General features: G+C 69.3%; 25 protein-coding genes and 1 pseudogene. 23 read left to right on the top strand and 3 right to left on the bottom strand.

What is annotated here, in order from left to right; translation table 11 throughout:
• Positions 1-34: 34 nt before the first annotated feature.
• Complete coding sequence (locus tag ACVDFE_RS08530) at positions 35-883, top strand: helix-turn-helix domain-containing protein (RefSeq protein ID WP_458430139.1); 849 nt, start codon at positions 35-37, stop codon at positions 881-883.
• Positions 861-1,031 carry a DUF397 domain-containing protein gene (locus tag ACVDFE_RS08535; RefSeq protein ID WP_458430140.1) on the top strand — a complete coding sequence of 57 codons (171 nt, stop codon included), beginning with the start codon at positions 861-863 and terminating at the stop codon, positions 1,029-1,031. The genes ACVDFE_RS08530 and ACVDFE_RS08535 overlap by 23 nt, the downstream gene beginning before the upstream one ends.
• On the opposite strand, the gene ACVDFE_RS08540 is transcribed toward ACVDFE_RS08535, so the two are convergent.
• Positions 1,028-2,260 (bottom strand): isochorismate synthase, encoded by a 1,233-nt coding sequence (locus ACVDFE_RS08540; RefSeq protein WP_360399717.1) that lies wholly within the window; start codon positions 2,258-2,260, stop codon positions 1,028-1,030. The two genes, ACVDFE_RS08535 and ACVDFE_RS08540, sit on opposite strands and share 4 nt — an antisense overlap.
• Before the next feature lie 78 nt (positions 2,261-2,338).
• Between ACVDFE_RS08540 and ACVDFE_RS08545 the strand changes: the two genes are divergently transcribed.
• From ACVDFE_RS08545 to ACVDFE_RS08580, 8 genes are all read left to right on the top strand, one after another.
• Positions 2,339-2,770, top strand: coding sequence for a DUF3592 domain-containing protein (locus tag ACVDFE_RS08545; RefSeq protein ID WP_458430142.1), 432 nt, complete (start codon positions 2,339-2,341; stop codon positions 2,768-2,770).
• Between the two features lie 9 nt (positions 2,771-2,779).
• Positions 2,780-3,721, top strand: coding sequence for a 1,2-phenylacetyl-CoA epoxidase subunit PaaA (gene paaA / locus ACVDFE_RS08550; RefSeq protein WP_458430143.1), 942 nt, complete (start codon positions 2,780-2,782; stop codon positions 3,719-3,721).
• On the top strand, positions 3,718-4,002 hold the full coding sequence (gene paaB / locus ACVDFE_RS08555) for a 1,2-phenylacetyl-CoA epoxidase subunit PaaB (protein ID WP_089948924.1): 285 nt from the start codon (positions 3,718-3,720) through the stop codon (positions 4,000-4,002). Before paaA ends, paaB begins: the two co-directional genes overlap by 4 nt.
• Positions 3,999-4,883 (top strand): 1,2-phenylacetyl-CoA epoxidase subunit PaaC, encoded by an 885-nt coding sequence (paaC, locus tag ACVDFE_RS08560; RefSeq protein WP_458430144.1) that lies wholly within the window; start codon positions 3,999-4,001, stop codon positions 4,881-4,883. Before paaB ends, paaC begins: the two co-directional genes overlap by 4 nt.
• Positions 4,880-5,371 (top strand): 1,2-phenylacetyl-CoA epoxidase subunit PaaD, encoded by a 492-nt coding sequence (gene paaD / locus ACVDFE_RS08565; protein ID WP_458430145.1) that lies wholly within the window; start codon positions 4,880-4,882, stop codon positions 5,369-5,371. The genes paaC and paaD overlap by 4 nt, the downstream gene beginning before the upstream one ends.
• Positions 5,372-6,412: a 1,2-phenylacetyl-CoA epoxidase subunit PaaE gene (gene paaE, locus ACVDFE_RS08570; protein WP_458430146.1), complete on the top strand. Its 1,041-nt coding sequence runs from the start codon at positions 5,372-5,374 to the stop codon at positions 6,410-6,412.
• A gap of 38 nt (positions 6,413-6,450) precedes the next feature.
• Positions 6,451-6,978, top strand: coding sequence for a hypothetical protein (locus ACVDFE_RS08575; protein WP_458430147.1), 528 nt, complete (start codon positions 6,451-6,453; stop codon positions 6,976-6,978).
• Between the two features lie 157 nt (positions 6,979-7,135).
• Entirely contained in the window at positions 7,136-7,762 is a 627-nt protein-coding gene (locus tag ACVDFE_RS08580) for a hypothetical protein (protein WP_360399694.1), read from the top strand.
• On the opposite strand, the gene ACVDFE_RS08585 is transcribed toward ACVDFE_RS08580, so the two are convergent.
• Positions 7,750-8,586, bottom strand: a complete 837-nt coding sequence (locus ACVDFE_RS08585; protein ID WP_458430148.1) for an inositol monophosphatase family protein — start codon at positions 8,584-8,586, stop codon at positions 7,750-7,752. The two genes, ACVDFE_RS08580 and ACVDFE_RS08585, sit on opposite strands and share 13 nt — an antisense overlap.
• 145 nt (positions 8,587-8,731) lie before the next feature.
• Between ACVDFE_RS08585 and ACVDFE_RS08590 the strand changes: the two genes are divergently transcribed.
• From ACVDFE_RS08590 to ACVDFE_RS08600, 3 genes are read left to right on the top strand one after another with little or no spacing between them, the layout of a single operon-like run.
• Positions 8,732-9,805: a glycosyltransferase family 4 protein gene (locus ACVDFE_RS08590; RefSeq protein WP_458430149.1), complete on the top strand. Its 1,074-nt coding sequence runs from the start codon at positions 8,732-8,734 to the stop codon at positions 9,803-9,805.
• Positions 9,802-10,899, top strand: a complete 1,098-nt coding sequence (locus ACVDFE_RS08595) for a glycosyltransferase family 4 protein (RefSeq protein WP_458430150.1) — start codon at positions 9,802-9,804, stop codon at positions 10,897-10,899. The genes ACVDFE_RS08590 and ACVDFE_RS08595 overlap by 4 nt, the downstream gene beginning before the upstream one ends.
• Positions 10,900-10,933: 34 nt before the next feature.
• Positions 10,934-11,692, top strand: a complete 759-nt coding sequence (locus ACVDFE_RS08600) for a demethylmenaquinone methyltransferase (RefSeq protein WP_360399682.1) — start codon at positions 10,934-10,936, stop codon at positions 11,690-11,692.
• 111 nt (positions 11,693-11,803) lie between these two features.
• Here the strand turns inward: ACVDFE_RS08600 and ACVDFE_RS08605 are convergent, their stop codons facing one another.
• Positions 11,804-12,847, bottom strand: coding sequence for a hypothetical protein (locus ACVDFE_RS08605; RefSeq protein ID WP_458430151.1), 1,044 nt, complete (start codon positions 12,845-12,847; stop codon positions 11,804-11,806).
• Positions 12,848-12,984: 137 nt separating this feature from the next.
• On the opposite strand from ACVDFE_RS08605, the gene ACVDFE_RS08610 reads away from it, so the two are divergent.
• The 10 genes and pseudogenes from ACVDFE_RS08610 to nuoI all read left to right on the top strand — a co-directional run bounded on the left by ACVDFE_RS08610 (position 12,985) and on the right by nuoI (position 23,904).
• On the top strand, positions 12,985-14,250 hold the full coding sequence (locus ACVDFE_RS08610) for a geranylgeranyl reductase family protein (protein WP_458430152.1): 1,266 nt from the start codon (positions 12,985-12,987) through the stop codon (positions 14,248-14,250).
• Positions 14,251-14,517: 267 nt separating this feature from the next.
• A complete protein-coding gene (locus tag ACVDFE_RS08615; RefSeq protein ID WP_065915906.1) occupies positions 14,518-14,883 on the top strand; it encodes an NADH-quinone oxidoreductase subunit A in 366 nt (121 codons plus the stop codon).
• A gap of 7 nt (positions 14,884-14,890) precedes the next feature.
• A complete protein-coding gene (locus ACVDFE_RS08620) occupies positions 14,891-15,442 on the top strand; it encodes a NuoB/complex I 20 kDa subunit family protein (RefSeq protein WP_089948943.1) in 552 nt (183 codons plus the stop codon).
• Positions 15,439-16,191 carry an NADH-quinone oxidoreductase subunit C gene (locus ACVDFE_RS08625; RefSeq protein WP_458430153.1) on the top strand — a complete coding sequence of 251 codons (753 nt, stop codon included), beginning with the start codon at positions 15,439-15,441 and terminating at the stop codon, positions 16,189-16,191. Before ACVDFE_RS08620 ends, ACVDFE_RS08625 begins: the two co-directional genes overlap by 4 nt.
• A complete protein-coding gene (locus tag ACVDFE_RS08630) occupies positions 16,188-17,585 on the top strand; it encodes an NADH-quinone oxidoreductase subunit D (protein WP_360399672.1) in 1,398 nt (465 codons plus the stop codon). The genes ACVDFE_RS08625 and ACVDFE_RS08630 overlap by 4 nt, the downstream gene beginning before the upstream one ends.
• The gene (gene nuoE, locus ACVDFE_RS08635; RefSeq protein WP_360399669.1) at positions 17,582-18,301 is read left to right on the top strand and encodes an NADH-quinone oxidoreductase subunit NuoE; all 720 of its coding nucleotides are present in this window, start codon (positions 17,582-17,584) and stop codon (positions 18,299-18,301) included. The genes ACVDFE_RS08630 and nuoE overlap by 4 nt, the downstream gene beginning before the upstream one ends.
• A 10-nt stretch (positions 18,302-18,311) precedes the next feature.
• A complete protein-coding gene (nuoF, locus tag ACVDFE_RS08640; RefSeq protein ID WP_360399666.1) occupies positions 18,312-19,592 on the top strand; it encodes an NADH-quinone oxidoreductase subunit NuoF in 1,281 nt (426 codons plus the stop codon).
• A complete protein-coding gene (locus tag ACVDFE_RS08645; RefSeq protein WP_458430154.1) occupies positions 19,589-22,039 on the top strand; it encodes an NADH-quinone oxidoreductase subunit G in 2,451 nt (816 codons plus the stop codon). Before nuoF ends, ACVDFE_RS08645 begins: the two co-directional genes overlap by 4 nt.
• Positions 22,036-23,371, top strand: a pseudogene (gene nuoH, locus ACVDFE_RS08650) (NADH-quinone oxidoreductase subunit NuoH). Before ACVDFE_RS08645 ends, nuoH begins: the two are co-directional and overlap by 4 nt.
• Positions 23,372-23,373: 2 nt before the next feature.
• Entirely contained in the window at positions 23,374-23,904 is a 531-nt protein-coding gene (gene nuoI / locus ACVDFE_RS08655) for an NADH-quinone oxidoreductase subunit NuoI (protein WP_360399657.1), read from the top strand.
• Positions 23,905-23,932: the final 28 nt, after the last annotated feature.

Raw genomic sequence — 23,932 nt, forward strand, 5'->3', positions numbered from 1 at the left:
CTTGGAATAGAAACACGTCATAGCCTCGGTGGACATGGCCCACAGCACTCCATCCACCGCGTACAGCCGCGATCTCGGCGACGAGTTGCGCCGGCTGCGCGAGTCCAGCACCGATCTCACCGGAAACGCCATGGCGCAACGGCTCGGCTGGGACCCCAGCAAGGTGTCCACCATCGAAAAGGGCAAAACCCGGCCGAGCGAGGTCGACCTGGTCCAGTTCATCACGATGTGCGGCAAGGACGTCGACTTCTTCGAGGACTTCCGGCGCAGGTACCGGTACGCCTTCGACGAGTACATCGTCCAGGTCTCGGACAACGTCCGCACGCTCGCCCTGGCCGAGTCGACGGCCGACAAGATGCTCAACTACGACACGTTGACGGTGGCCGGGCTACTGCAGACGGAGCGGTACGCCGATGCCCTCTACCGAGCCCACGGCGTCGCCACCGAAGAACGAATCCCGGCGCTGGTGCAGGCCCGAATAGATCGTCAGGCGGTGCTGCGTCGACACAATCGGCCGGATTGCTTGTTCTACATCCACGAGCTGGCACTGCGGCAGCAGGTCGGCAACGCCGAGATCATGGAGGACCAGTACCTCCAACTGCTGTTCAACGCGCGCATTGTGCGAATAGTCCCCGCGAACGTGCTCATCAACTCGGCGGGTGTCCGGCTGTGGGAGTACGAGAAGGCGTTGCCGGTCGTCTACAGCGAATCCGACCTCACGCACGTGTTCGTGCAGGACCCCGGTGCGATCGCGCGCACCAGGTTGATCTTCAACCGCTTGGCCGAGGTCGCCTTGGATGAGGAACAATCGCGGAGCAAGCTGGCGGAGTACGTCGGCTCACCGCGAGAGGACCTCCACGATGCAGGACCGCGCCTGGCGTAAGAGCAGCTACAGCAACGGGACGCCGGAGGGTGATTGCGTCGAGGTGTCGCTGACCCGGGACGTGCTCGTCCGCGACACCAAGAACACGGCCGGTGAGGTGCTGGCCTTCAGCACCTCTGCCTGGCACGCGTTCCTGGAAGAGCTCTAGAGCCCTTCCAGCGCCTCCCGCATGGGGCGCATCTTGGCGTGCGCCTCCTGCACCTCGCTGTCGGGGTCGGAGTCCGCGACGAGCCCGCAGCCGGCGAACAGGCGTGCCGTCGACCCGTTGATCTGCGCGCACCGCAGGGCGATGCCGAGCTCGCCGTCGCCGTTGCCGTCGATCCACCCGACCGGTCCGGCGTAGCGCCCGCGGTCCATGCCCTCCAGCTGCGCGATCAGCCGGGTCGCGTCCAGCCGCGGTGTTCCGCCGACGGCCGCCGTGGGGTGCACGGCCTCGCCGAGGTGCAGCAGGGACGCGGACGACGACAGCGTGCCGATGACATCGCTGGACAGGTGCGAGACGTTCGGCAGGCGCAGGACCGACGGGCCGTCGACGGACATGGTCGAGCAGAAGGGGCGCAACGTCTCCGCGAGAGAGGTGATCGCGTACTCGTGCTCTTCGAGGTTCTTCTCGGACGACATCAACGCCGCCGCGAGCTCTTCGTCGCTGATCCCGTCGTGCGGCCACGTCGTACCCGCCAGCACGCGTGAGTCGACCACGGAGCCGGTGCGTCGCAACAGCAGTTCGGGTGTGGCGCCCACGAGACCGTCGACCGCGTACGCCCAGCACTCGGGGTAGCGCCGTGCGAGGCCTTGGAGCACGAAGCGCTGGTCGAGCCGTTTGTCGGTCACGGCCAGGAGGTCGTGGGCGAGCACGACCTTGCCGAGCTCGCCGTCGCGCATGCGGGCGACGGCCTCGCGCACGGCCTCGCGGTACTGCGTGACGGGCAGCTGGCCGTTGGCGTAACGGACCGCCGAAGGGCGCGAGAGAGGGGTTTTGCGGGGGATCGAGTCGGCGGTGCCGATGGTGGTGACCCACTCCACACCGTTGCGCCTGCCGACGACGACCTCGGGGACGATCAGCACCGAGTCGCCGGGCTCGTCGGCGAACGCCATCGAGATGAACGCGACGGGGCCGCTGCCGGGAACGCCCAGCTCGTCGTCCACGTCGAGGTGGCTGACGAACTCGCGCCACCACGCGTCGGCGCGGGCGAACCGGTCCGGACCGCTCACCTCCAGGCGCGCGGCCTCGCCCCACCCGACCAGCCCGGAGCCGTCGCGCACCCACGCGAGGGCCTGCTCCGGGTTCGGCAGCAGTCCGAGCAGGTCACCGGCCCTGTCCCGCCTCGACCGGACGCGGATCCGCTGCCGTGCTCGTGATGTGGGTGCTGATGTCACGCCTCGACTGTATGGACCTGAACCTGAAAGCGTGGCACTCACCCGGCTCTAGACTTCTCAGTTGTGGTGGAGGACGCAGTGACCAAGCCGCCGCTCGGCGTACGCGTCCGCCGTGCGGTCAGCCGTGCTTTGTTCATCGTCGGTGGTGTGGTCACGCTGATCTGCGTGCTGCTCCCTCTCGCGTGTTGGCGCGACGATGTTGCCATCGAGAAGCGCATGGGTGAAGCGGTCGCACAGGTGGATTCGGTGGCATTCAACAGAACCGTTGTGCGCTACGCCACACCGGACGGGCGGGTGATCATCCCGGCGCAGGGGGTGCTCTACCCGGACGGCCTGAACGTGGGCGACAACGTGCGGGTCCAGTACGACAGGGCGAACCCGGAGCTCGTGCGCGTGGCCGGCCGGACGGCGATGCTGTCCCTGCTGCCCGTCGGGACGTTCCTCGCGGCCGTCTGGATCGTGATCGCGGCCGTTGTGACAGTTCTACGCAGATTCGGCACTCAGGTGTAACATCGGTGCATGGCGGATGACCTGGAGCTGCGCTTCGAGCGCACCGTGCAGGCCGACGCGCGCATCGAGCCGCGTGACTGGATGCCCGACGGCTACCGCAAGACGTTGATCAGGCAGATCGCCCAGCACGCGCACTCCGAGATCATCGGGATGCAGCCGGAGGGCAACTGGATCTCCCGCGCGCCCTCGCTGCGGCGCAAGGCGATCCTGCTGGCCAAGGTGCAGGACGAGGCAGGCCACGGCCTGTACCTGTACTCGGCGACCGAGACGCTGGGCGCCGACCGCGAGGACCTGACGACCAAGCTCATCCAGGGCCGCCAGAAGTACTCCTCGATCTTCAACTACCCGACGCTCACCTTCGCGGACGTCGGCGTCATCGGCTGGCTGGTCGACGGCGCCGCGATCTGCAACCAGGTGCCGTTGTGCCGCACGTCCTACGGGCCGTATGCGCGCGCGATGATCCGCATCTGCAAGGAGGAGTCGTTCCACCAGCGCCAGGGTTACGAGCTGCTCATGACGATGATGCGCGGCACGCAGCAGCAGCGGGACATGGTGCAGGACTCCGTGAACCGCTGGTGGTGGCCGGCGCTGATGATGTTCGGCCCGCCGGACGCGGAGTCCACGAACACCGAGCAGTCGATGGCGTGGCGGATCAAGCGCGACACCAACGACGAGCTGCGGCAGAAGTTCGTGAACATGAGCGTGCCGCAGGCCGAGGCGCTCGGCGTCACGTTCCCCGACCCCGAGCTCAGGTGGAACCCCGAGCGCGGGCAGTACGACTTCGGTGCGCCCGACTGGGACGAGTTCTGGCAGGTCGTGAAGGGCGGCGGTGTCTGCAACGAGCAGCGCATCGCCCACCGGCGCAAGGCGCACGAGGACGGCTCGTGGGTCCGCGAGGCCGCTGCCGCGCACGCCGCGAAGCACGCCGTTGCGAAGGAAGGTGCCGCGTGAGCACGTCTTGGCCGCTGTGGGAAGTGTTCGTGCGGGGCAAGCGCGGCCTGAACCACGTGCACGTCGGTTCGCTGCACGCGCCGGACGCGGAGATGGCGCTGCGCAACGCCCGTGACGTCTACACGCGCCGCAACGAGGGCGTGTCGATCTGGGTGGTGCCCGCGGCGTCCATCACGGCCTCCTCGCCGGACGAGAAGGACCCGTTCTTCGCGCCGTCGGGCGACAAGGTCTACCGGCACCCGACGTTCTACGCGATCCCAGAGGACGTGCCGCACCTATGAGCTTCGACAACGCGTACGAGTCGCTGCTGGGCCACGAGGACGCGCACTGGGCGTTCGGGACGGGCTTCTCCGACGCGCTGGTCGGCGTGAACCGCGAGTTCGCCGCCGGTGTCGACCGCGAGGCGCTCGCCGCGTACTGCCTGATGCTCGGCGACGACGCGCTGATCATGTCCCAGCGGCTCGCGGAGTGGTGCTCGCGCGCACCCGAGCTGGAAGAGGACATCGCGCTCGCCAACATCGCGCTGGACCTGCTCGGCCAGGCCAGGATGCTGCTCACGCGCGCGGGCGAGGTGCTCGGCAGGTCCGAGGACGACCTCGCCTACCTGCGCGACGAGCGCGAGTTCCGCAACGTGCACCTGGCCGAGATCGACTGCGGTCCCGGCCCCGGCGGCGACTTCGGCACCACGATCGCGCGGCTGCTGGTGTTCTCGTCGTGGCGCCTCGCGCTGTTCTCCCGCCTGCGCGGCTCCGCTGACCCGGTGCTGGCCGCCGTGGCCGAGAAGGGCCTGAAGGAGCTGGCGTACCACCGCGACCACGCCGCCCAGTGGACCGTCCGCCTCGGCGACGGCACCGACGAGTCGCACCGCCGCATGCAGGCGGGCCTGGACCGCGTGTGGCCGTTCGTGGACGAGCTGTTCGCCACGCACGCCGTCGAGGCGCGCCTGGAGGGCGTCGCGGTCGACCCGGCGTCGCTGCGGTCCGAAGTGGACGGTGTGTTCGAGGCCGTGTTCTCCGCAGCCGGGCTGGTGCGTCCCGAGGACCGGCGGGCCGCGCGGGTCGCGGGCATGGCCGGTCGCGACGGCGTGCACACCGAGGCCATGGGCTACCTGCTGGCCGAGATGCAGCACCTGCACCGCTCGCTGCCGGGAGCCGTGTGGTGAGCACGGCACTGGAGATCGCGTCGGCCGTGCGGGACCCGGAGCTGCCGGTCCTCACGCTGGCGGACCTCGGCGTGCTGCGCAACGTGTCCGAAGAGGACGGACGCGTCGTCGTCACCATCACCCCGACCTACTCCGGCTGCCCCGCGATCGACGAGATGGGCGCGGACCTGCGCCGCTCGCTGCTGTCGGCGGGGTTCGAGGAGGTCGAGGTGCGGCTGTCGCTGTCCCCGGCGTGGACGACGGACTGGATCAGCTCGGAGGGCCGGTCGAAGCTGGCCGCCGCGGGGATCGCGCCGCCGTCGCGCATCGGCCCCGCCCTGGCCGGCCCGGTGCCGCTGAACCTGGTGCCGCCGTCGCGCCAGGTGCCGTGCCCGCAGTGCGGTTCCCCGAACACGGCGGAGATCTCCCGCTTCGGTTCGACCGCGTGCAAGGCGCTGCGCCGCTGCAACGCCTGCTCCGAGCCCTTCGAGCACGTCAAGGAGATCTGAGTGGCCCGCCGCGCTGCCTTCCACAAGCTGACGGTCGCCCGCGTCGACCGCCTCTGCGACGACGCCGCGGCCGTGACGTTCGACGTGCCCGCCGACCTCGCCGACGAGTTCGCGTTCTCGGCCGGCCAGTACCTGACCCTGCGCCAGGGCGACGAACGCCGCTCGTACTCGATCTGCGCGCCGGCGGGGTCTCCTCCGCGCATCGGCGTCCGCCGCGTCGACGGCGGCACCTTCTCCTCGTGGCTCGTCGACCGCCTGGCCGTCGGTGACGTCGTCGAGGTCCTGCCACCCCTGGGCAAGTTCACGCCGACCGGCTCGGGCGTCCACCACGGCTTCGTGGTCGCCGGCTCGGGCATCACCCCGGCCCTGTCGATCGCCGCGACCGTGCTCGCCACGGGCGCCCGCGTGACGCTGCTGTACGGCAACCGCCGCACCGACACCGTGATGTTCGCCGACGAGCTGGCCGACCTGAAGGACCGCTACCCGGCCACCCTCCAGCTCGTCCACGTCCTGTCCCGCGAACCCCGCGACGTGGAGCTGTTCTCCGGCCGCCTGGACGCGGCGAAGCTCTCCGCGCTGTTCTCCACGGTCGTCCCGTTCGACGGCATCGACGAGTGGTGGCTCTGCGGCCCGTACGAGATGGTCCAGGACGCGACCTCCGTGCTGCGCTCCCGCGGCGTGCCCCCCGACCGCGTGCACCACGAACTGTTCTACGTGGACGAACCCCCACCCCCACCGCGCCGGGCGGAAGCCGTGGTGGAGTCCGCCTCCGCCGTGACCGTGGTGCTGGACGGCAAGTCCACCACCCTCCCGCTCCCCGCCGACGAACCGATCCTCGACGCCGCACAACGCGTCCGCGCCGACCTGCCGTTCGCGTGCAAGGGCGGCGTCTGCGGCACCTGCCGCGCGCTCGTGACGGACGGCACGGTCGAGATGCGCCGCAACTACGCGCTCGACGAGTCGGAGGTGGCGGCCGGGTTCGTGCTGACGTGTCAGGCGTTGCCGACGAGTGAGCGCGTGACGGTCGACTTCGACGCCTGAATGGATCAGTGCATTACTCCTTTGAGACCATATGTTCCATGTGGCATGGATTTTTCGACGAGTCCCGTCGAGGCACGACCTACCTGGTTGCGGTGACGCTCGTGCGTTCCCGTGATCTCGACTCGATGCGCTCGGTCATGCGCGGGCTCGTGAAGCAGGGACAGCGACGGGTGCACTTCAACATCGAGGGCGATCGCAGGCGGAAGGACGTGCTCACGAAGATCAGCGCGCTCGGTGTGCGCGCTCACCTCTGGACCTGCAAGCACAACAACGACTCGAAGGCCCGCTCCGCCTGTCTCTTCGACATGGTCCCGCGGCTGGTCGACCTCGACGTCTCGCGGTTGGTGCTGGAGAGCTGTCAGCACCAAGACGCAGCCGATCGCAAAGTGCTCGCTGCCGGGGCGCGCAAGTTCGGAGCTTCGTTCACGTACGAGCACCTGAGGCCCGCGGAAGACCCATTGCTCTGGATCAGCGACGCTGTCGCGTGGTCCTACGGAGCCGGCGGCGACTGGCGGCGGCGAGTCGCGGACCTCGTCGACGGCGTCTGCGCGGTGAACGTCCCCTAGACAGCGCGAAACCCGGCAACCCGTCGTCCGGCGGGTGAACCGGGTCCACTTCCGGTTCCTACTGGAACCGACAAGAAGAACTGTAGCACTGATAGTGCGCGACCAATAACTCCAGCTTGCCGACGCACGAGCGCCGAACATGGCACGATCGACGGTCATGGGGGTCGTGATCCGTTCAACGCTCGGCGGTGCCGCAATCGGCGCCGCGGTCGTGGGCGCCTTCGTCACGATCATCGACCTGTCGATCCCGTCGCCGTCGCAGTCCTCGACCTCGCTGTTCGTCCGGTTCCTGGCGATCCTCTTCTTCGCCGTGGTCTTCGGCGCGTTGCCGGGCGCTCTGATCGGCACCGGCGTCGGCGCCCTCCGCCGTTCGGCGCAGCGCGGGCCGGCCGTGCCACTGCGCCCGATGCACCCGCCGATCGCGCAGCAGCCCTACGACATGTGGTCCGAGCTGGTCGAACGGTGCGCCGAGAGCACGCGCAGGGTCACGGCGGCGGTGCAGACGGTGCCGAACTCACCGGCCAAGGAGTGGCTGCAGCGGATCAGCGGGCAGCTCGCGGGGGAGCTCGACGACGTCCGCGGCATCGCGCAGCTCGGCAGGGCGCTCGGCGCGGTCGACCGGCAGCACCCGGTCTACCAGCGGCTGCTCAGGGCGGCGCACGACTTCCACCAGTTCGAGAACGAGGTGGGCCGGGTCGCGCTGCAGATGTTCGACCACCCGGAGCTCGACGAGGCGCGCACGCATCTCGAGGTCCTCGAGCGGCAGTTGCCTCAGCTCAGTTGACCGTTCAACGCCGACTGCCACCAGCCGAGGACCTCGTCCGCGGCGTCCGGTGCTGCCACCAGCAGGCCGTCCGCGGGCAGTTGAGCGCCCTCGCCACGGCGGTCCAGCACGACCGCGCCGGACTCCAGGGCCAGCGACACGGCGCCGGCGACGTCCCACTCGTGGTAGCCGTGCAGCACGGCGGCGGCGACGTGGCCGAGTGCGACCTGCGCCACGGCCAGGCACTTCGACCCCAGCACGCGGACGCCCGTGCCCGCTATCGCGGCCGTGGAGATGAATTCGCCCATGCCGGGCCACGGTCCCGTGCGGGTCATTTCGGTGCACACAACCAGCGAGTCGCCTTGGCGTTCCGACAGCCGCACCGGGGTGCCGTTGGCACGCATGCCACGGCCGCGGGCGGCAGCGTAGATTTGCGACCTGTACGGATCGGCGACCACACCGACTACCGGGCCCCACCTGTCCACGAGTGCGAGGCTGTAGGCGCACCAGGGCATGCCGGCGGTGTAGTTGGCCGTGCCGTCGACCGGGTCGACCACCCAGCGGAACTCCGAGTCACCCGGGACGTCGTCGTCGGAGTTTTCACAGAAGACCGGAATGGACGGGAACTCAGCGGTGAGCACGCGTCGGGTGTGGCGTTCGAGGGTGCGGTCGGTGTCGGTGACCCAGTCGAACGGTGACTCGTCGGAGTCGGGACGCGCACCACGGCCCGCTGTGGCCATGATGACGTCCGAGGCGTCGTTCGCCAGACGACCGGCCACTTCCATCGCGATGGACACCAGTCCGGGGTCGGCTGGATGCGCGGGACGGGACGACAAGACGGTCATGCTGGCCTAGTCTCACCGCTTCGGGTGACCGGAACACGACCGCCAGATGACCAAACGACGATCACCTGGCCACGACGTGAGGTGTTCTGACCGCGTCAAATTTCGCGTCACGCGGACTTCACACCAGCACTACAAGGTAGGTTCTGTGCGCGTAGCGATCGTGACCGAGAGCTTCCTGCCCCAGGTGAACGGGGTGACCAACTCCGTGCTCCGCGTCCTGGAGCACTTGCGCAGCAGAGGCCACGAGGCCATGGTGGTCGCCCCCGGCGCCGGCGAGGACTCCGTCCACGGCATGCCCGTCATGAGGGTGCCCGCGGTCGACGTGCCGATCGTGACGAGCCTCCCGATCGGCGTCCCCAGCCCCAAGGTGCTGCACGCGCTGGCCGACTTCGAGCCGGACGTGGTGCACCTCGCATCACCGTTCGTGCTCGGCGCCTACGGGCTCAGAGCCGCGCGCAAGCTCGACGTGCCGACCGTCGCCGTCTACCAGACCGACGTCGCCGGGTTCGCCGGCAGCTACGGCCTCGGGCTCACCAAGCGCGCCGCGTGGCGGTGGACCAAGCGCCTGCACACGCTCGCCGACCGCACCCTGGCGCCGTCCAGCTCGGCGGTCCAAGCGCTGGAGGAGCACGGCGTGCCGCGCGTGCACCGGTGGGGCCGCGGCGTCGACATCGAGCTGTACCACCCGCGCCCGCGGCAGAACGACCGGCTGACCGTCGGCTACGTCGGCCGCCTCGCACCGGAGAAGCAGGTCCACCGGCTCAAGGAGATCCACGACATGCCCGGCGTGCAGCTGCGCGTCGTCGGCGACGGACCGTCCCGCGACCAGTTGCAGAAGGACCTGCCGAACGCCGAGTTCCTCGGTTTCCGCACCGGTGAGCCGTTGGCGGAGGCCTACGCGTCGCTGGACGTGTTCGTGCACACCGGACCGCACGAGACCTTCTGCCAGGCCGTCCAGGAGGCGCTCGCCACCGGGCTGCCCGTACTCGCCCCGAACGCGGGCGGCCCGCGCGACCTGGTTGCGCACGGCCGGACCGGGTACCTGTTCGAGGACGACATCGCGCAGTACGTGGACCTGCTGCGCGACCCGCTGCTGCGCAAGCGGTTCGGCCTCGCCGCACGCAGGTCGGTGCTCTCCCGCACCTGGCCCGCGGTCTGCGACGAGCTGCTGGGCCACTACGCTGCGGTTACCGGACTCACTCACCAGGCGGCCGCTTGAGGATCGTTCAGCTAGCCAACTTCTACGGACCGCGGTCGGGCGGACTCCGCACGGCGCTGCACCACCTCGGCGCGGGTTACGTGCAGTCGGGCCACGAGGTCGTCCTCGTCGTGCCCGGCGACCACCGTGCCGACGAGGTGCTCGAGAACGGTGTGCGGCGGATCACGCTGCCGGCCGTGAAGATCCCGTACACCGGCGGCTACCGCGTCGTGGACCCGTGGCGGGTCAAGGCGCTGATGGAGGAGGTCGGACCGGACCGGCTGGAGGTCTCCGACCGCCTGACGTTGCGCGGCATGGGCGCGTGGGCCGGCGCACGGGGCATCCCGAACGTCGTGATCTCCCACGAACGCCTCGACCGGCTGCTGCAGTTCGTGCTGCCGGAGGACCCCGCGGTGAAGGGCGCCGACTGGGCGAACGCCCGCATGGCCGCCTCGTACGACACCGTCGTGTGCACGACCGGGTTCGCCCGCGAGGAGTTCGACCGGATCGGCGCCACGAACGTGACGCAGGTGCCGCTCGGCGTCGACCTCGCGACGTTCACCCCGGAGCGGCACTCGGCCGACCTGCGGCGAGACCTGTTGCGCGGCAAGGAGAACCTGCTGATCCACTGTGGTCGGTTGTCGCCGGAGAAGCACGTGGAACGCTCCGTCGACACGCTCGCCGAACTGCACGAGCAGGGCCACTCCGCACACCTCGTGATCGCCGGCGACGGCCCGCGCAGGGCCGCGCTGGAGAAGCGCGCGGCGGGCCTGCCGGTGACGTTCCTGGGCTTCGTGAAGTCCCGGTCGGAGGTCGCCTCGCTGCTCGCCTCCGCGGACCTGTCGCTGGCGCCGGGCCCGCACGAGACGTTCGGCCTCGCGGCACTGGAGGCCCTCGCCAGCGGCACGCCCGTCGTGGTGAGCAGGAGCAGCGCGCTGAAGGAGATCGTGCAGCCGTCGTGCGGCGCCGCCGTCGACGACCACGCGCACGCCTTCGCCTCGGCCGCCGAACGCCTGCTGGCCTCCGGCTCGCGGGAGGCCGCGCGCGCCCGTGCCGAGCAGTACCCGTGGCAGGCGGCGGTGGACGGCATGCTGACCGCTCTGCGGGTGCCGTAGGACGTCCTCAGCGGTTCTGACCTAGGCTCTTGGCATGTCGCGAGCAGGTTTGGACAAGAACCCCCGCGAGGTCGCCGAGATGTTCGACGGCGTTGCCAAGGGCTACGACCGCACGAACTCGGTCATGACGCTGGGCTTCGACCGCCGCTGGCGGGAGTGGAGCCGGCGCGTGCTCGACGCCCGCTCCGGCGAGAAGGTCCTCGACCTCGCCGCGGGCACCGCCGTGTCCACGGTCGAGTACGCCGCCTCCGGCGCCTGGTGCGTCGCCGCGGACTTCTCCGTCGGCATGCTCGCCTCCGGCGCCCACCGCCGCGTCCCGAAGGTCGCCGCCGACGCCCTGCGCCTGCCGTTCAGGGACAACTCCTTCGACGCCGTGACGGTGTCCTTCGGCATCCGCAACTTCAACGACACCGTGGTGGCGCTGCAGGAGATGGCCCGCGTCACCAAGCCCGGCGGCCGCATGGTGATCTGCGAGGTCTCCACCCCGGTGTGGAAGCCGTTCCGGTTCGTCTACATGCGCTACCTGCTGAAGCTGCTGCCGCTGATCGCCCGTTTCGTGTCCTCGAACCCGGCGGCCTACTCCTACCTGTCGGAGTCGATGGCCGCGTGGCCGGACCAGCGGTCGCTGGCGGAGCTGATCTCGAAGGCCGGGTGGGAGGACGTCGCCTGGTTCAACCTGACCGGCGGCATGGTGGCCCTGCACCGCGCCACAAAACCGAAGCCCAAGCCGGAGTCCGTGCCGGAACCGGGCCCCGAGCCCACGCTGGCCCCCGCACCCGAACAGCAGACCTGACCACCTCACCGCCCGCCCCCACTTCGTCCCCACCCCGCCCCGCCCCCCGCTTTTTGTCGCACGCGGGGCCCTTCCGTTCTCTCCTGGAGTACGAAAGCTCCCCGCGTGCACTCAGACCGGCCGCCACAACGTCGCCGAGACGCGAGGTCTCGGGCGCTGTGCCGCGGCTTGGTAGGCGCCGCGCAACTCGTTGATGACAGCCGCCGGGTCCTTCTTCAGCCGCGACGGAACCGTGTGAACGGTCATCACGCCGTTGGCCAGCAGAGCGGAGTGCTGCGCCATCGTCCGTGCGTAGTCATCCGGCGCCAGGTGGAACTCCAGCGAGTCGATCTGCCATGCGAGTCCGACCTCGTCCCACCAGCCGTCCACGACGGCGAGCTGCTCGCCTGACACGGATCTGATCAGCACGTTCCACTGAGGTGGCGGCAGCGAGGAACGATGGACCAACGATCGTGACCACGCTTCAGCCGCCGAACGAACACCGTCGCTGACCTCCGCCAACACGCGCCTTGGCAGCCAGGTGCCGCCCAGTCGCTGGTCTTTCAGCTCCTCGGCGATCGCTTCCGGTGAACAGAGCCGCCTCTGCACCGCGTCCGCGATGAACGCGCGCACCACGTCCAGACCGCTCTCCTTGCGGGCCGCGTCGATGAGGGCTCGAGCGAGCGTCACAACGGGAAAACCGTCGATGATCACGCCGTCCCACGGCCGGTTGGTCCGTTCGACGAGCATGGCGCCTTGGCTCGTCACACGGCGGCCGTGAGGGACGAGGACGTGAACGCGTGGATCTGCCGGCAATCGACGTACCCCGTGCCTGCGGGCGGCTTCGACGCCGGTCAAGAACGTCAGCGGTCCAGCCCGCAGCAACGCGCCCCGGACGAGCTGCCGTCTGCTCGGTGTTCCACCGGTGAGCAGGTAGACGCCGAGGAACAGCCGCGTCCACCCGCCTCCTGGCCTGCACTTCTTGGCCAGCGTGTTGCTGCTGAACCCGAGTGCGAGCAGGTGCCTGCGAACAGCCACGCCGTCCTCGAAGGCGTCGGCGAGCAGGCCGTAGTCGATCGATCTGGTCTTCATCACTCGATCAATCATCAACACATGTCGGCCAGGAGCAACCAGCCCTTGATCGACATGTGGACAACTCGCGATCTTCAGGTGCACGCGGGGAGCTTTCGTACTCTTCTGGTGCACGAGAGGGCCCCGCGTGCGGTGAGGAGTCGCGGGCGGGAGGCGTGGGGTCTCAGGGAGTGGCGGTTAGAGTCGCGAGGGAGTCACGAGCGAGCGTGTAGGGAGTCTGGATGAGCAGGCGCGGGATCAACGAGGACGCCGACGTCATCGTGGTGGGGGCGGGACCGGCGGGCTCGACCGCGGCGACCTACCTGGCCCGCGCGGGCCTCGACGTCCTCCTGCTGGAGAAGAGCTCGTTCCCGCGCGAGAAGGTCTGCGGTGACGGGCTGACGCCGCGGGGTGTCAAGCAGCTGATCGACCTCGGCATCGACACGAGGGAGAGCAACGGCTGGCTGCACAACAAGGGGCTGCGGGTCGTCGGCGGCGGCGTCACGATGGAGCTGGACTGGCCGGAGCTGGCCACGTTCCCCAACTACGGCGTCGTGCGGCCGCGCATGGACTTCGACGAGATGCTCGCGAACGCGGCGAAGGCGGCCGGCGCGCGCATGCACGAGAACACCACGGTCACCAAGGCGATCGTCGAGAACGGGCGCGTGGTCGGCGTCGAGGCCAAGCAGGGGCCGGAGAAGAACCCGGTCACCTACCGGGCGCCGATCGTCGTCGGGTGTGACGGTGTGTCAGCGCGGCTGGCCCTCAGCGTCGGCCTGCAGAAGGACGACGACAAGCCCATGGGCGTCGCGGTGCGGAGGTACTACGCCAGCCCGCGCACCAAGGACGACTACCTGGAGTCGCACCTGGAGCTGTGGGCGCCGGACGGGCAGCTGCTGCCCGGTTACGGCTGGATCTTCGGCATGGGCGACGGCAGCGTGAACGTCGGTCTGGGCATCCTCAGCACGTCGAAGGCCTACGGCACCACGGACTACCGTCAGCTCCTGCGCTCCTGGCTCGACGCCACGCCGGAGGAGTGGGGCTTCCGCGAGGAGAACGCGACGAGCCGCATCGGCGGCGCCGCGCTCCCGATGGGGCTCAACCGCAAGCCGCACTACTCGAAGGGGCTCGTGCTCGTCGGGGACGCCGGCGGCATGGTCAACCCGTTCAACGGCGAGGGCATCGGCTACGCCATGGAGTCGGCCAAGATCGCGTCCGAGAGCATCGTCCAGGCCCTCGCGCGCACGGGTGTCAACCGTGAACATGCGCTGCACGGCTACCCGGTGCGGATCGAGCACGCGCTCGGCAGCTACTACCGGCTCGGGAACGTCTTCTCGAAGCTCATCGGCAACCCGGCGGTCATGCGGACCGCAACGAAGTACGGAATGCCGCGAAAGCGCCTGATGAAACTCGTGCTCAAGCTGCTCGCGGGGCTCTACGACCCCAAGGACGGCGACGCAATGGACAAGCTCATCGTGGCCGCCACGAAGCTCGCGCCGACGGCGTAAATTACTCCGAATAGGTGACGGCACCGGCTCTTTTCGAGCCGGTGCCGTTTCGTTTGTGTCCACCAGGTTAAACGGCCAGGTCAGACCCTGTGACCCAGGTCATTTACAGGCGTTCTACACTGGCGAGCGAGCTTGTGAATCACTTCACAACAGTGTGATCAGGCTTGTGAACTGTTTCACAAGCGTTTGTTAGGTTCGCCTAACAAACGAGTGGCAGAAGTACACCCTTAGGGTGCGCCTCGACACGCGAGGAAAGGACGACGGAGAGTGCTGGACCCTTACCTCCCCCTCGTATTGATGTTCGCGCTCGCCGGGGCGTTCGCGCTCTTCTCGGTGACCGCAGCGCCCTACATCGGACCCCGCCGCTACAACCGGGCCAAGCTCGACGCGTACGAGTGCGGCATCGAGCCGAGCCCGCAGCCGGTGATCGGTGGTGGCCGCATGCCGGTCGCCTACTACCTGACGGCGATGCTCTTCATCTTGTTCGACATCGAAATGGTGTTCCTCTACCCGTTCGCCGTCGCTGCCGACAAGCTCGGCCTGTTCGGGCTGGTGGAGATCGTCCTGTTCGTCGCAACGGTCGGCTTCGCGTACATCTACGTGTGGCGCCGCGGCGGCCTCGACTGGAACTGAGGAAGTCATGGGTCTCGAGGAGAAGCTCCCGAACGGCATCCTGCTGGCCAGCGTGGAGAAGCTGGTCAACTGGACCCGCAAGTCCTCGCTCTGGCCTGCCACCTTCGGCCTGGCCTGCTGCGCCATCGAGATGATGACGACGGGTGGTCCGCGCTACGACCTCGCCCGCTTCGGCATGGAGGTCTTCCGGGCGTCACCGCGCCAGGCCGACCTGATGATCGTCGCGGGCCGGGTCACCAACAAGATGGCGCCGGTGCTGCGGCAGATCTACGACCAGATGCCCGAGCCGCGCTGGGTGCTGGCCATGGGCGTGTGCGCCAGCAGTGGCGGCATGTTCAACAACTACGCGGTGGTGCAGGGCGTCGACCACGTCGTGCCCGTCGACATGTACCTGCCGGGCTGCCCGCCGCGGCCGGAGATGCTGATGGACGCGATCCTCAAGATCCACGCCAAGATCATGGACGAGCCGCTGGGCGCCGTGCGCGCCAAGGCACTCGCCGACTCGGGCTACCGCACCGACCTCATCCCGTCGTCCGAGCGCTTTGCGAGGAAGAAGTGACCGAGCCAGGGGGAGAGCACTCCAGCGTCAACAACCGCGCGGGAGAAGACCTCGAGAAGACCAACGGCGACGAGGCGAAGGCCAAGGCGCCGATCCTCGCCGGCAAGGAGCGCAGGGGCCTCTTCGGCGTCACCGGCTCCGGTGACACCTCCGGCTTCGGCGGCCTGCGCCTGCCCGCCCACGTGGCCGCTCCGTCCGAGCGCCCGTACGGCGGCTGGTTCGACGAGGTCGCCGACGAGATCCTCGCCGCCGCGAACGAGAAGGGCCTGCCCGCCGACACGGTGCAGCAGGTGTCCGTCGACCGCGGCGAGATCACCTTCTACCTGCGGCCGGAGACGCTGCTGGAGGTCGCGCGGATCTGCCGCGACACCCCGTCGCTGCGCTTCGAGCTCTGCAGCTCGGTGTCCGGTGTGGACTACGGCGCCGGGGTGCCGCAACGCCTGCACTCGGTCACGCACCTCACGTCGATGACGTACCGCCGCCGCATCCGGCTGGAGGTCGCGGTCGACGTCGAGCACCCGCACGTGCCGAGCCTCGTCGAGGTCTACCCGACGGCGGACTGGCAGGAGCGCGAGACCTGGGACATGTTCGGGATCATCTACGACGGTCACCCCGGACTGACCCGAATCCTCATGCCGGACGACTGGGACGGCCACCCGCAGCGCAAGGACTACCCGCTGGGCGGCATCCCGGTCGAGTACAAGGGCGCGGAGATCCCTCCGCCGGACCAGAGGCGGTCCTACTCATGACCGAGCGGCTTTCCGACTTCACCACCGGCACGAACACGAGCGCCACCGGCAGCGACAGCTCCGACGACGTCGACACGAGCCCGAACACCCCCGAGATCGCCGACTCCCGCAAGACCACCGAGGGCACCGTCTACACGGTCACCGGCGGCGACTGGGACGAGGTGCTCGCGGACGCGGTGCACGACGAGCGCATCGTCATGAACCTCGGCCCGCAGCACCCGTCGACGCACGGCGTGCTCCGCCTGGTGCTGGAGCTCGAGGGCGAGACCGTCACCCACGCCCGCAGCGTGATCGGCTACCTGCACACCGGCATCGAGAAGAACCTCGAGTACCGCAACTGGGTGCAGGGCGTCACCTTCATCACGCGCACGGACTACCTGGCGCCGCTGCACCACGAGGCCGCCTACTGCATGAGCGTCGAGAAGCTGCTCGGCGTCACCGTGCCGGACAAGGCGCAGGCCATCCGCGTGCTGCTGATGGAGCTCAACCGGATCAGCTCGCACCTCGTCGCGCTCGCCACCGGCGGCATGGAGCTCGGTGCCCTCACCGGCATGACCTCCGGCTTCCGCGAGCGCGAGGAGGTGCTGCACCTGCTGGAGTTCCTGACCGGTCTGCGGATGAACCACGCGTTCATCCGGCCCGGCGGCCTGGCGCAGGACCTGCCCGACGGCGCGATCGAGAAGATCCGCGACTTCATCAAGCTGATGAACAAGCGCCTTCCCGACTACGACAAGCTGCTCACCGGCCAGCCGATCTGGCGCAACCGGCTCGCGGACGTCGGCTACCTGCCGGTCGACGCGTGCCTCGCGCTCGGCATCACCGGTCCGATCCTGCGCTCCGCGGGCCTCGCCTGGGACCTGCGCAAGGTCGACCCGTACAGCGGCTACGAGAACTACAGCTTCGAGGTGCCGGTCTCCGACCAGGCGGACTGCTTCGCGCGGTACCTGCTGCGGCTGGAGGAGATGCACCAGTCCCTCAAGATCATCAAGCAGGTCGTCGACACGTTGCCGACCGGCCCGGTGATGGTCGAGGACGCGAAGATCGCGTGGCCGGCGCAGCTCACGATCGGCAGCGACGGCATGGGCAACTCGCTCGAGCACGTCCGCAAGATCATGGGCCAGTCCATGGAGTCCCTCATCCACCACTTCAAGCTGGTGACCGAGGGCTTCAAGGTGCCGGCGGGCCAGGTGTACGTGCCGGTCGAGTCGCCGCGCGGCGAGCTCGGCTACCACGTGGTCTCCGACGGCGGCACCCGCCCGATGCGCGTGCACCTGCGCGAGCCCAGCTTCGTGAACCTCCAGTCGATGCCCGCGATGTGCGAGGGCGGCATGGTCGCCGACGTGATCGCGTCCGTCGCCTCGATCGACCCGGTGATGGGTGGTTGCGACCGATGACCCAGGCAGCAGAGAACACCACGTTCGACCAGTCCACCGCGGACAGGGCGCAGGCGATCATCGCCCGCTACCCGCAGGCCCGCAGCGCGCTGCTCCCGATGCTGCACCTCGTGCAGTCGGTGGAGGGCTACGTCTCCCAGGACGGCATCCGGTTCTGCGCCGGGCAGCTCGACCTGACCGAGGCCGAGGTCAGCGCGGTCGCGACGTTCTACACGATGTACAAGCGCCGCCCGTGCGGCGAGCACCTCGTGAGCGTCTGCACCAACACGCTGTGCGCGGCGCTGGGCGGCGACGACATCTACAAGACCCTCAAGGACCACCTCGGCGTGGGCCACGAGGAGACCGCGGGCGAGCCGGGCACGCCGGGCTCGATCACGCTGGAGCACGCCGAGTGCCTCGCCGCGTGCGACCTCGGCCCTGTTCTCCAGGTCAACTACGAGTTCTACGACAACCAGACGCCCGAGAAGGCGCTGGGACTCGTGCAGGCGCTGCAGTCGGGGGAGAAGCCCGCCCCCACCCGCGGCGCCCCGCTCACCGACTTCAAGCAGGCCGAGCTCCAGCTCGCCGGGTTCTTCGAGGGTCGCGACGCCGACCTCGACGGCCCGTCGGCGGCCGCGGAGACGTTGCGCGGCGCCAAGATCGCCCAGGAACGCGGCTGGGACGCGCCGGAGATGCCGTCCAACGCCGAGTTCCCCGCCCTGCCGGAAAAGAAGTAGGGGGCACACGATGGTTGACCCGCTGACTCCCGTTCTCACCAAGCGCTGGACCGAGCCCAGGTCCTGGACGATCGAGACCTACGAGCGCACCGGTGGCTACACCGCGCTGCCCAAGGCGCTCAAGGCCCACCCGGACCAGCTCATCCAGCAGTGCAAGGACTCCGGGCTGCGCGGCCGCGGCGGCGCGGGGTTCCCCACCGGCATGAAGTGGGGCTTCATCCCGCAGGGCGACGGCAAGCCGCACTACCTCGTCATCAACGCCGACGAGGGCGAGCCGGGCACCTGCAAGGACATCCCCACGATGATGGCGGACCCGCACTCGCTGATCGAGGGCGTGATCATCACGTCGTACGCGATCCGCGCGAACTTCGCGGCGATCTACGTCCGCGGCGAGGCCCTGCACTGCATCCGCCGCCTCAACGGGGCCGTGCGCGAGGCGTACGCCAAGGGCTACCTGGGCAAGGACGTCCTCGGCAGCGGGTTCGACCTGGACGTCGTGGTGCACGCCGGCGCCGGCGCGTACATCTGCGGTGAGGAGACCGCGCTGCTCGATTCGCTGGAGGGCCGCCGCGGCCAGCCGCGGCTCAAGCCGCCGTTCCCCGCGACCTCGGGCCTGTACGCGTCGCCCACCGTGGTGAACAACGTCGAGACGATCGCGTCGGTCCCCTTCATCGTCAACGGTGGTGCCGACTGGTTCCGCGCGATGGGCCGCGACCGGTCGCCCGGTCCGAAGATCTACTCGCTGTCCGGCCACGTGACCAACCCCGGCCAGTACGAGGCGCCGATGGGCACCACGCTGCGCCAGCTGCTGGACATGGCCGGTGGCATGAAGGACGGCGTCCCGCTCAAGTTCTGGACGCCGGGTGGCTCGTCCACCCCGCTGTTCACCGCGGAGCACATGGACGTGCCGCTCGACTTCGAGGGCGCGGCCGAGGCGGGCTCGATGCTCGGCACGACCGCGATCCAGGTCTTCAACGAGACCGTGTCCGTGCCGTGGGCCGTCATGAAGTGGACGGAGTTCTACAAGCACGAGTCGTGCGGCAAGTGCACGCCGTGCCGCGAGGGCACGTACTGGCTCGTGCAGATCCTGCAGCGGATGGTGGCGGGCAACGGCACGGCGAGCGACATCGACACGTTGCTCGACGTCTGCGACAACATCCTCGGCCGTTCCTTCTGCGCGCTGGGTGACGGTGCGGTCAGCCCGATCACCAGTGGCATCAAGTACTTCAAGGACGAGTTCCTGGCTCTCTGCGACCAGAACTCCAAGGTCCTGGCTGGAGCGAACGCATGACCATCGCCCCTGACAAGAGCACGCCCACCGAGCTCGTCGTGCCCGAGGGCCACGTCAAGCTCGTCATCGACGGCGTCGAAGTGGTGGCGCCCAAGGGCGAGCTGCTGATCCGCACGGCCGAGCGCCTCGGCACGGTCATCCCGCGCTTCTGCGACCACCCGCTGCTGGAGCCCGCCGGCGCCTGCCGCCAGTGCCTCGTCGAGGTCGAGATGGGCGGCCGGCCGATGCCGAAGCCGCAGGCCTCCTGCACGATGACGGTCGCGGACGGCATGGTCGTGAAGACCCAGCTGACCTCGCCGGTCGCGGACAAGGCCCAGCAGGGTGTGATGGAGCTGCTGCTCATCAACCACCCGCTGGACTGCCCGATCTGCGACAAGGGCGGTGAGTGCCCGCTGCAGAACCAGGCGATGGCCCACGGCCGCAGCGACTCCCGCTTCCACGAGCACAAGCGGACGTTCCCGAAGCCGATCAACATCTCCACGCAGGTGCTGCTCGACCGCGAGCGCTGCGTGCTCTGCCAGCGCTGCACCCGGTTCTCCGCGCAGATCGCCGGCGACCCGTTCATCGAGCTGCTGGAGCGCGGCGCGCAGCAGCAGATCGGTGTGGCGCAGGAGAAGCCGTTCCAGAGCTACTTCTCCGGCAACACCATCCAGATCTGCCCGGTCGGTGCCCTCACGAGCGCCGCCTACCGGTTCCGCGCCCGGCCGTTCGACCTCGTGTCGACGCCGAGCATCTGCGAGCACTGCTCGTCCGGGTGCGCCGAGCGCACCGACTGGCGGCGCGGCAAGGTGCAGCGCAAGCTCGCCGGCGACGACCCGCAGGTCAACGAGGAGTGGATCTGCGACAAGGGCCGGTTCGCCTTCCGCTACGCCACGGCCGGCGACCGCATCACGCGACCGCTGGTCCGCGACGCCGAGACCGGTGAGCTGCGCGAGTCGTCCTGGACCGAGGCGCTGCAGGTCGCGGCCGCGGGTCTGCTGGCGGCGCGGGACGCGAACGGCGTCGGCGTGCTGACCGGTGGCCGGCTGACCGTCGAGGACGCCTACGCGTACTCGAAGTTCGCCCGGATCGCGTTGCGCACCAACGACATCGACTTCCGCGCCCGGCCGCACAGCGCCGAGGAGCTGGAGTTCCTGTCCGGCACGACGGTGTTCACCAACCCGGACAACGGCGTCACGTTCGAGGGCATCGAGAAGGCACCGGCGGCTCTGCTGGTCGCGTTCGAGCCCGAGGAAGAGGCGCCGATCGTCTTCCTGCGGCTGCGCAAGGCCGCGCGCAGGGGCACCACGAAGGTCTTCCACCTCGGCCAGTACACGTCCCCGGCCGTGGAGAAGACGTTCGGAACGCTGCTCGCGTGCGTGCCCGGTGCCGAGGCCAACGCCCTCAACGCGTTGCCGGAGCACGCCTCCGACGTCGTCGAGCTGCTGGGCAAGCCCGGTGCGGTGATCCTCGTCGGCGAGCGCGCCGCCGAGATCCCCGGCGCGTTCACCGCGGTCGCCCGGCTGGCCGAGCGCACCGGCGCGAAGGTCGCGTGGGTTCCGCGGCGGGCCGGTGAGCGCGGCGCGCTCGCGGTCGGCGCGGTGCCGAACCTGCTGCCCGGTGGCCGTCACGTCGCGAACGACGCGGCGCGCACCGAGGTCGAGCGGACCTGGGGTGTGGCGGAGGGCGCGCTGCCCGCGACGCCCGGCCGCGACACCACCGGAATCCTCGAAGCCGCCGCGAGCGGTCAGCTGTCCGGCCTGGTGGTCGGCGGCGTCGACCCGTTCGACCTGCCGGACCCGCGGCTCGCGGAGAAGGCGCTGGCGGGAGCCGGTTTCGTCGTGAGCCTGGAGCTGCGGCCGAGCGCGGTCACCGCGCACGCCGACGTCGTGCTCCCGATCGCCCCCGCGGTCGAGAAGTCGGGCACCTTCCTCAACTGGGAGGGCCGCCTGCGCGAGTTCGGCACGACGCTGGAGGGCACCGGCGCGCTGCCGGACTGCCGAGTGCTCGACACCCTCGCGGTGGAGATGGACGCGGACCTGTTCACGCAGACGCCCGCCGCCGCTGCCGCCGACCTGGCGCGGCTCGGCGAGGGCGTCTCGAACGGGTCCTCGCTGAACGTCGCCGCCCCGCTGGTGTCGCCAGCCGGTGCGGGCAAGGCCGTTCTCGCCACCTGGCACCGCCTGCTCGGCAACGGCTCGCTGCAGGTCGACGAGCCGCACCTGGCCGGCACGGCCCGCCCGGTCGTCGCCAAGATCGCCGAGGCCACCGCGCGGCAGTTCGGCCTGGAGAGCGGCGGCTTCGTGACGGTGTCCACCGAACGCGGCGCGATCACGCTGCCGGTCGAGACCGACGACCTGCCCGAGGGCGTCATCTGGCTGCCCACCAACTCGGGTGACGTGACCGTCCGGGCCACGCTCGGCGCGGGCCACGGCTCGATCGTCTCCGTCAGCGGAGGAAAGTCATGACGCAGCACTACTTCGCGGCGGAGCTCGGTGACACCGGCAAGCTCCTCGCGGACGACCCGATCTGGCTGGTCCTGGTCAAGGTCGTCGGGATCTTCGCCTTCCTCGTGGTCATGACCCTGTTCATGATCAACTGGGAGCGCAAGGTCGTCGCGCGGATGCAGCACCGCCCCGGTCCCAACCGGGTCGGCCCGAACGGCTGGCTCCAGTCGCTCGCGGACGGTCTGAAGCTCGCGTTCAAGGAGGACATCCGCCCGGTCCTCGCGGACAAGTGGGTGTTCTTCCTCGCCCCGGTGATCTCGTGCATCCCCGCGTTCCTCGCGTTCTCGGTGATCCCGCTCGCGGGCGAGGTCAGCATGTTCGGCGAGCAGACCGCGCTGCAGCTCGTCGACCTGCCGGTCGGCGTGCTGGTGGTGCTGGCCTGCTCCTCGCTCGGCGTCTACGGCATCGTGCTGGCCGGCTGGGCCTCCGGCTCGCCGTACCCGCTGCTCGGCGCGCTGCGCTCGGCCGCGCAGGTGATCTCCTACGAGATCGCGATGGGCCTGTCGATCGTCGCGGTGATCATGTTCACCGGCTCGATGTCGACCGGTGACATCGTCAACGCGCAGGCGAGCACGATCCTCGGCACCCCGATCCCCGGCTGGTTCGGCATCCTGCTGTTCCCGAGCTTCGTGATCTACGTGGTGTCGATGGTCGGCGAGACCAACCGCGCGCCGTTCGACCTCCCCGAGGCCGAGTCCGAGCTGGTCGGTGGCTTCCACACCGAGTACAGCTCGCTCAAGTTCGCGCTGTTCTTCCTCGCCGAGTACGTGAACATGGTGACCGTCTCGGCGCTGGCGACCACGCTCTTCCTCGGCGGCTACCGAGCGCCGTGGTCCGGTGAGTTCATGAACACCGGCTGGTGGGGCCTGCTGTGGTTCATCGTCAAGACGCTGTTCTTCCTGTTCATCTTCATCTGGCTGCGCGGCACGCTGCCCCGCCTGCGCTACGACCAGTTCATGAAGCTCGGCTGGAAGGTGCTGGTCCCGGTCAGCCTCGTGTGGATCATGGCCGTCGCCGTCATCCGCACCGGTGCGCTCAAGGAGCTTCTCCACCGGTCAGAAGCTGGTTGCACTGGGTGTGTTCGTCGGCGTCGTGCTGCTGATCTCGTTCCTGCTGCCCGACAAGAAGCAGCAGGCCAAGGGCGGTGTCCCGCTCGCGGGCTCCGGCTTCCCGGTGCCGCCGCTCGACCTCCAGGTCCCCAGGTCCGCGCCCAAGCGCAAGGTCAAGGTCGCCACTCTTCCCCAGGACAAGGAAGCCCTGGCCGCCGCTCCCACCGCGAAGGAGGCGGAGTAGGGATGTTCGAGTCCATCAAGGGCTTCGGAGTCACCTTCGGCACCATGTTCAAGAAGGTGGTGACCGAGGAGTACCCCGAGGTCAAGAAGGTGACCGCACCGCGGTTCCACGGCCGCCACCAGCTGAACCGGCACCCGGACGGGCTGGAGAAGTGCGTCGGCTGCGAGCTGTGCGCGTGGGCCTGTCCCGCGGACGCGATCTTCGTCGAGGGTGGCGACAACACCGAGGAAGCGCGCTACTCGCCCGGTGAGCGCTTCGGTGCCGACTACCAGATCAACTACCTGCGGTGCATCGGCTGCGGCCTGTGCATCGAGGCCTGCCCGACCCGGTCGCTCACGATGACGAACGAGTACGAGCTCGCCGACGACAACCGGCAGGACCTGATCTTCACGAAGGAGGACCTGCTCGCCCCGCTGCTGCCCGGCATGGAGCAGCCGCCGCACCCGATGCGGCTCGGCGACAACGAGCAGGACTACTACGTGAACGGCCCGCAGCTCGCCAAGGCGGCCCAGAAGGAGGGGGATCAGCAGTGAGCCTCGTCCTCCAGTTCCTGGCGCAGCA

This window comes from Lentzea chajnantorensis (genome assembly GCF_054300775.1).

What these genes read in the sequence shown, in the direction of transcription:
- ACVDFE_RS08530 (WP_458430139.1), top strand. Translation starts at nt 35, where the DNA reads ATGGCCCACAGCACTCCATCCACCGCGTACAGCCGCGATCTCGGCGAC.
- ACVDFE_RS08535 (WP_458430140.1), top strand. Translation starts at nt 861, where the DNA reads ATGCAGGACCGCGCCTGGCGTAAGAGCAGCTACAGCAACGGGACGCCG.
- paaA (WP_458430143.1), top strand. Translation starts at nt 2,780, where the DNA reads ATGGCGGATGACCTGGAGCTGCGCTTCGAGCGCACCGTGCAGGCCGAC.
- paaC (WP_458430144.1), top strand. Translation starts at nt 3,999, where the DNA reads ATGAGCTTCGACAACGCGTACGAGTCGCTGCTGGGCCACGAGGACGCG.
- ACVDFE_RS08575 (WP_458430147.1), top strand. Translation starts at nt 6,451, where the DNA reads ATGTGGCATGGATTTTTCGACGAGTCCCGTCGAGGCACGACCTACCTG.
- ACVDFE_RS08580 (WP_360399694.1), top strand. Translation starts at nt 7,136, where the DNA reads ATGGGGGTCGTGATCCGTTCAACGCTCGGCGGTGCCGCAATCGGCGCC.
- ACVDFE_RS08585 (WP_458430148.1), bottom strand. Translation starts at nt 8,586, where the DNA reads ATGACCGTCTTGTCGTCCCGTCCCGCGCATCCAGCCGACCCCGGACTG.
- ACVDFE_RS08600 (WP_360399682.1), top strand. Translation starts at nt 10,934, where the DNA reads ATGTCGCGAGCAGGTTTGGACAAGAACCCCCGCGAGGTCGCCGAGATG.
- ACVDFE_RS08610 (WP_458430152.1), top strand. Translation starts at nt 12,985, where the DNA reads ATGAGCAGGCGCGGGATCAACGAGGACGCCGACGTCATCGTGGTGGGG.
- ACVDFE_RS08620 (WP_089948943.1), top strand. Translation starts at nt 14,891, where the DNA reads ATGGGTCTCGAGGAGAAGCTCCCGAACGGCATCCTGCTGGCCAGCGTG.
- ACVDFE_RS08630 (WP_360399672.1), top strand. Translation starts at nt 16,188, where the DNA reads ATGACCGAGCGGCTTTCCGACTTCACCACCGGCACGAACACGAGCGCC.
- nuoE (WP_360399669.1), top strand. Translation starts at nt 17,582, where the DNA reads ATGACCCAGGCAGCAGAGAACACCACGTTCGACCAGTCCACCGCGGAC.
- nuoF (WP_360399666.1), top strand. Translation starts at nt 18,312, where the DNA reads ATGGTTGACCCGCTGACTCCCGTTCTCACCAAGCGCTGGACCGAGCCC.
- ACVDFE_RS08645 (WP_458430154.1), top strand. Translation starts at nt 19,589, where the DNA reads ATGACCATCGCCCCTGACAAGAGCACGCCCACCGAGCTCGTCGTGCCC.
- nuoI (WP_360399657.1), top strand. Translation starts at nt 23,374, where the DNA reads ATGTTCGAGTCCATCAAGGGCTTCGGAGTCACCTTCGGCACCATGTTC.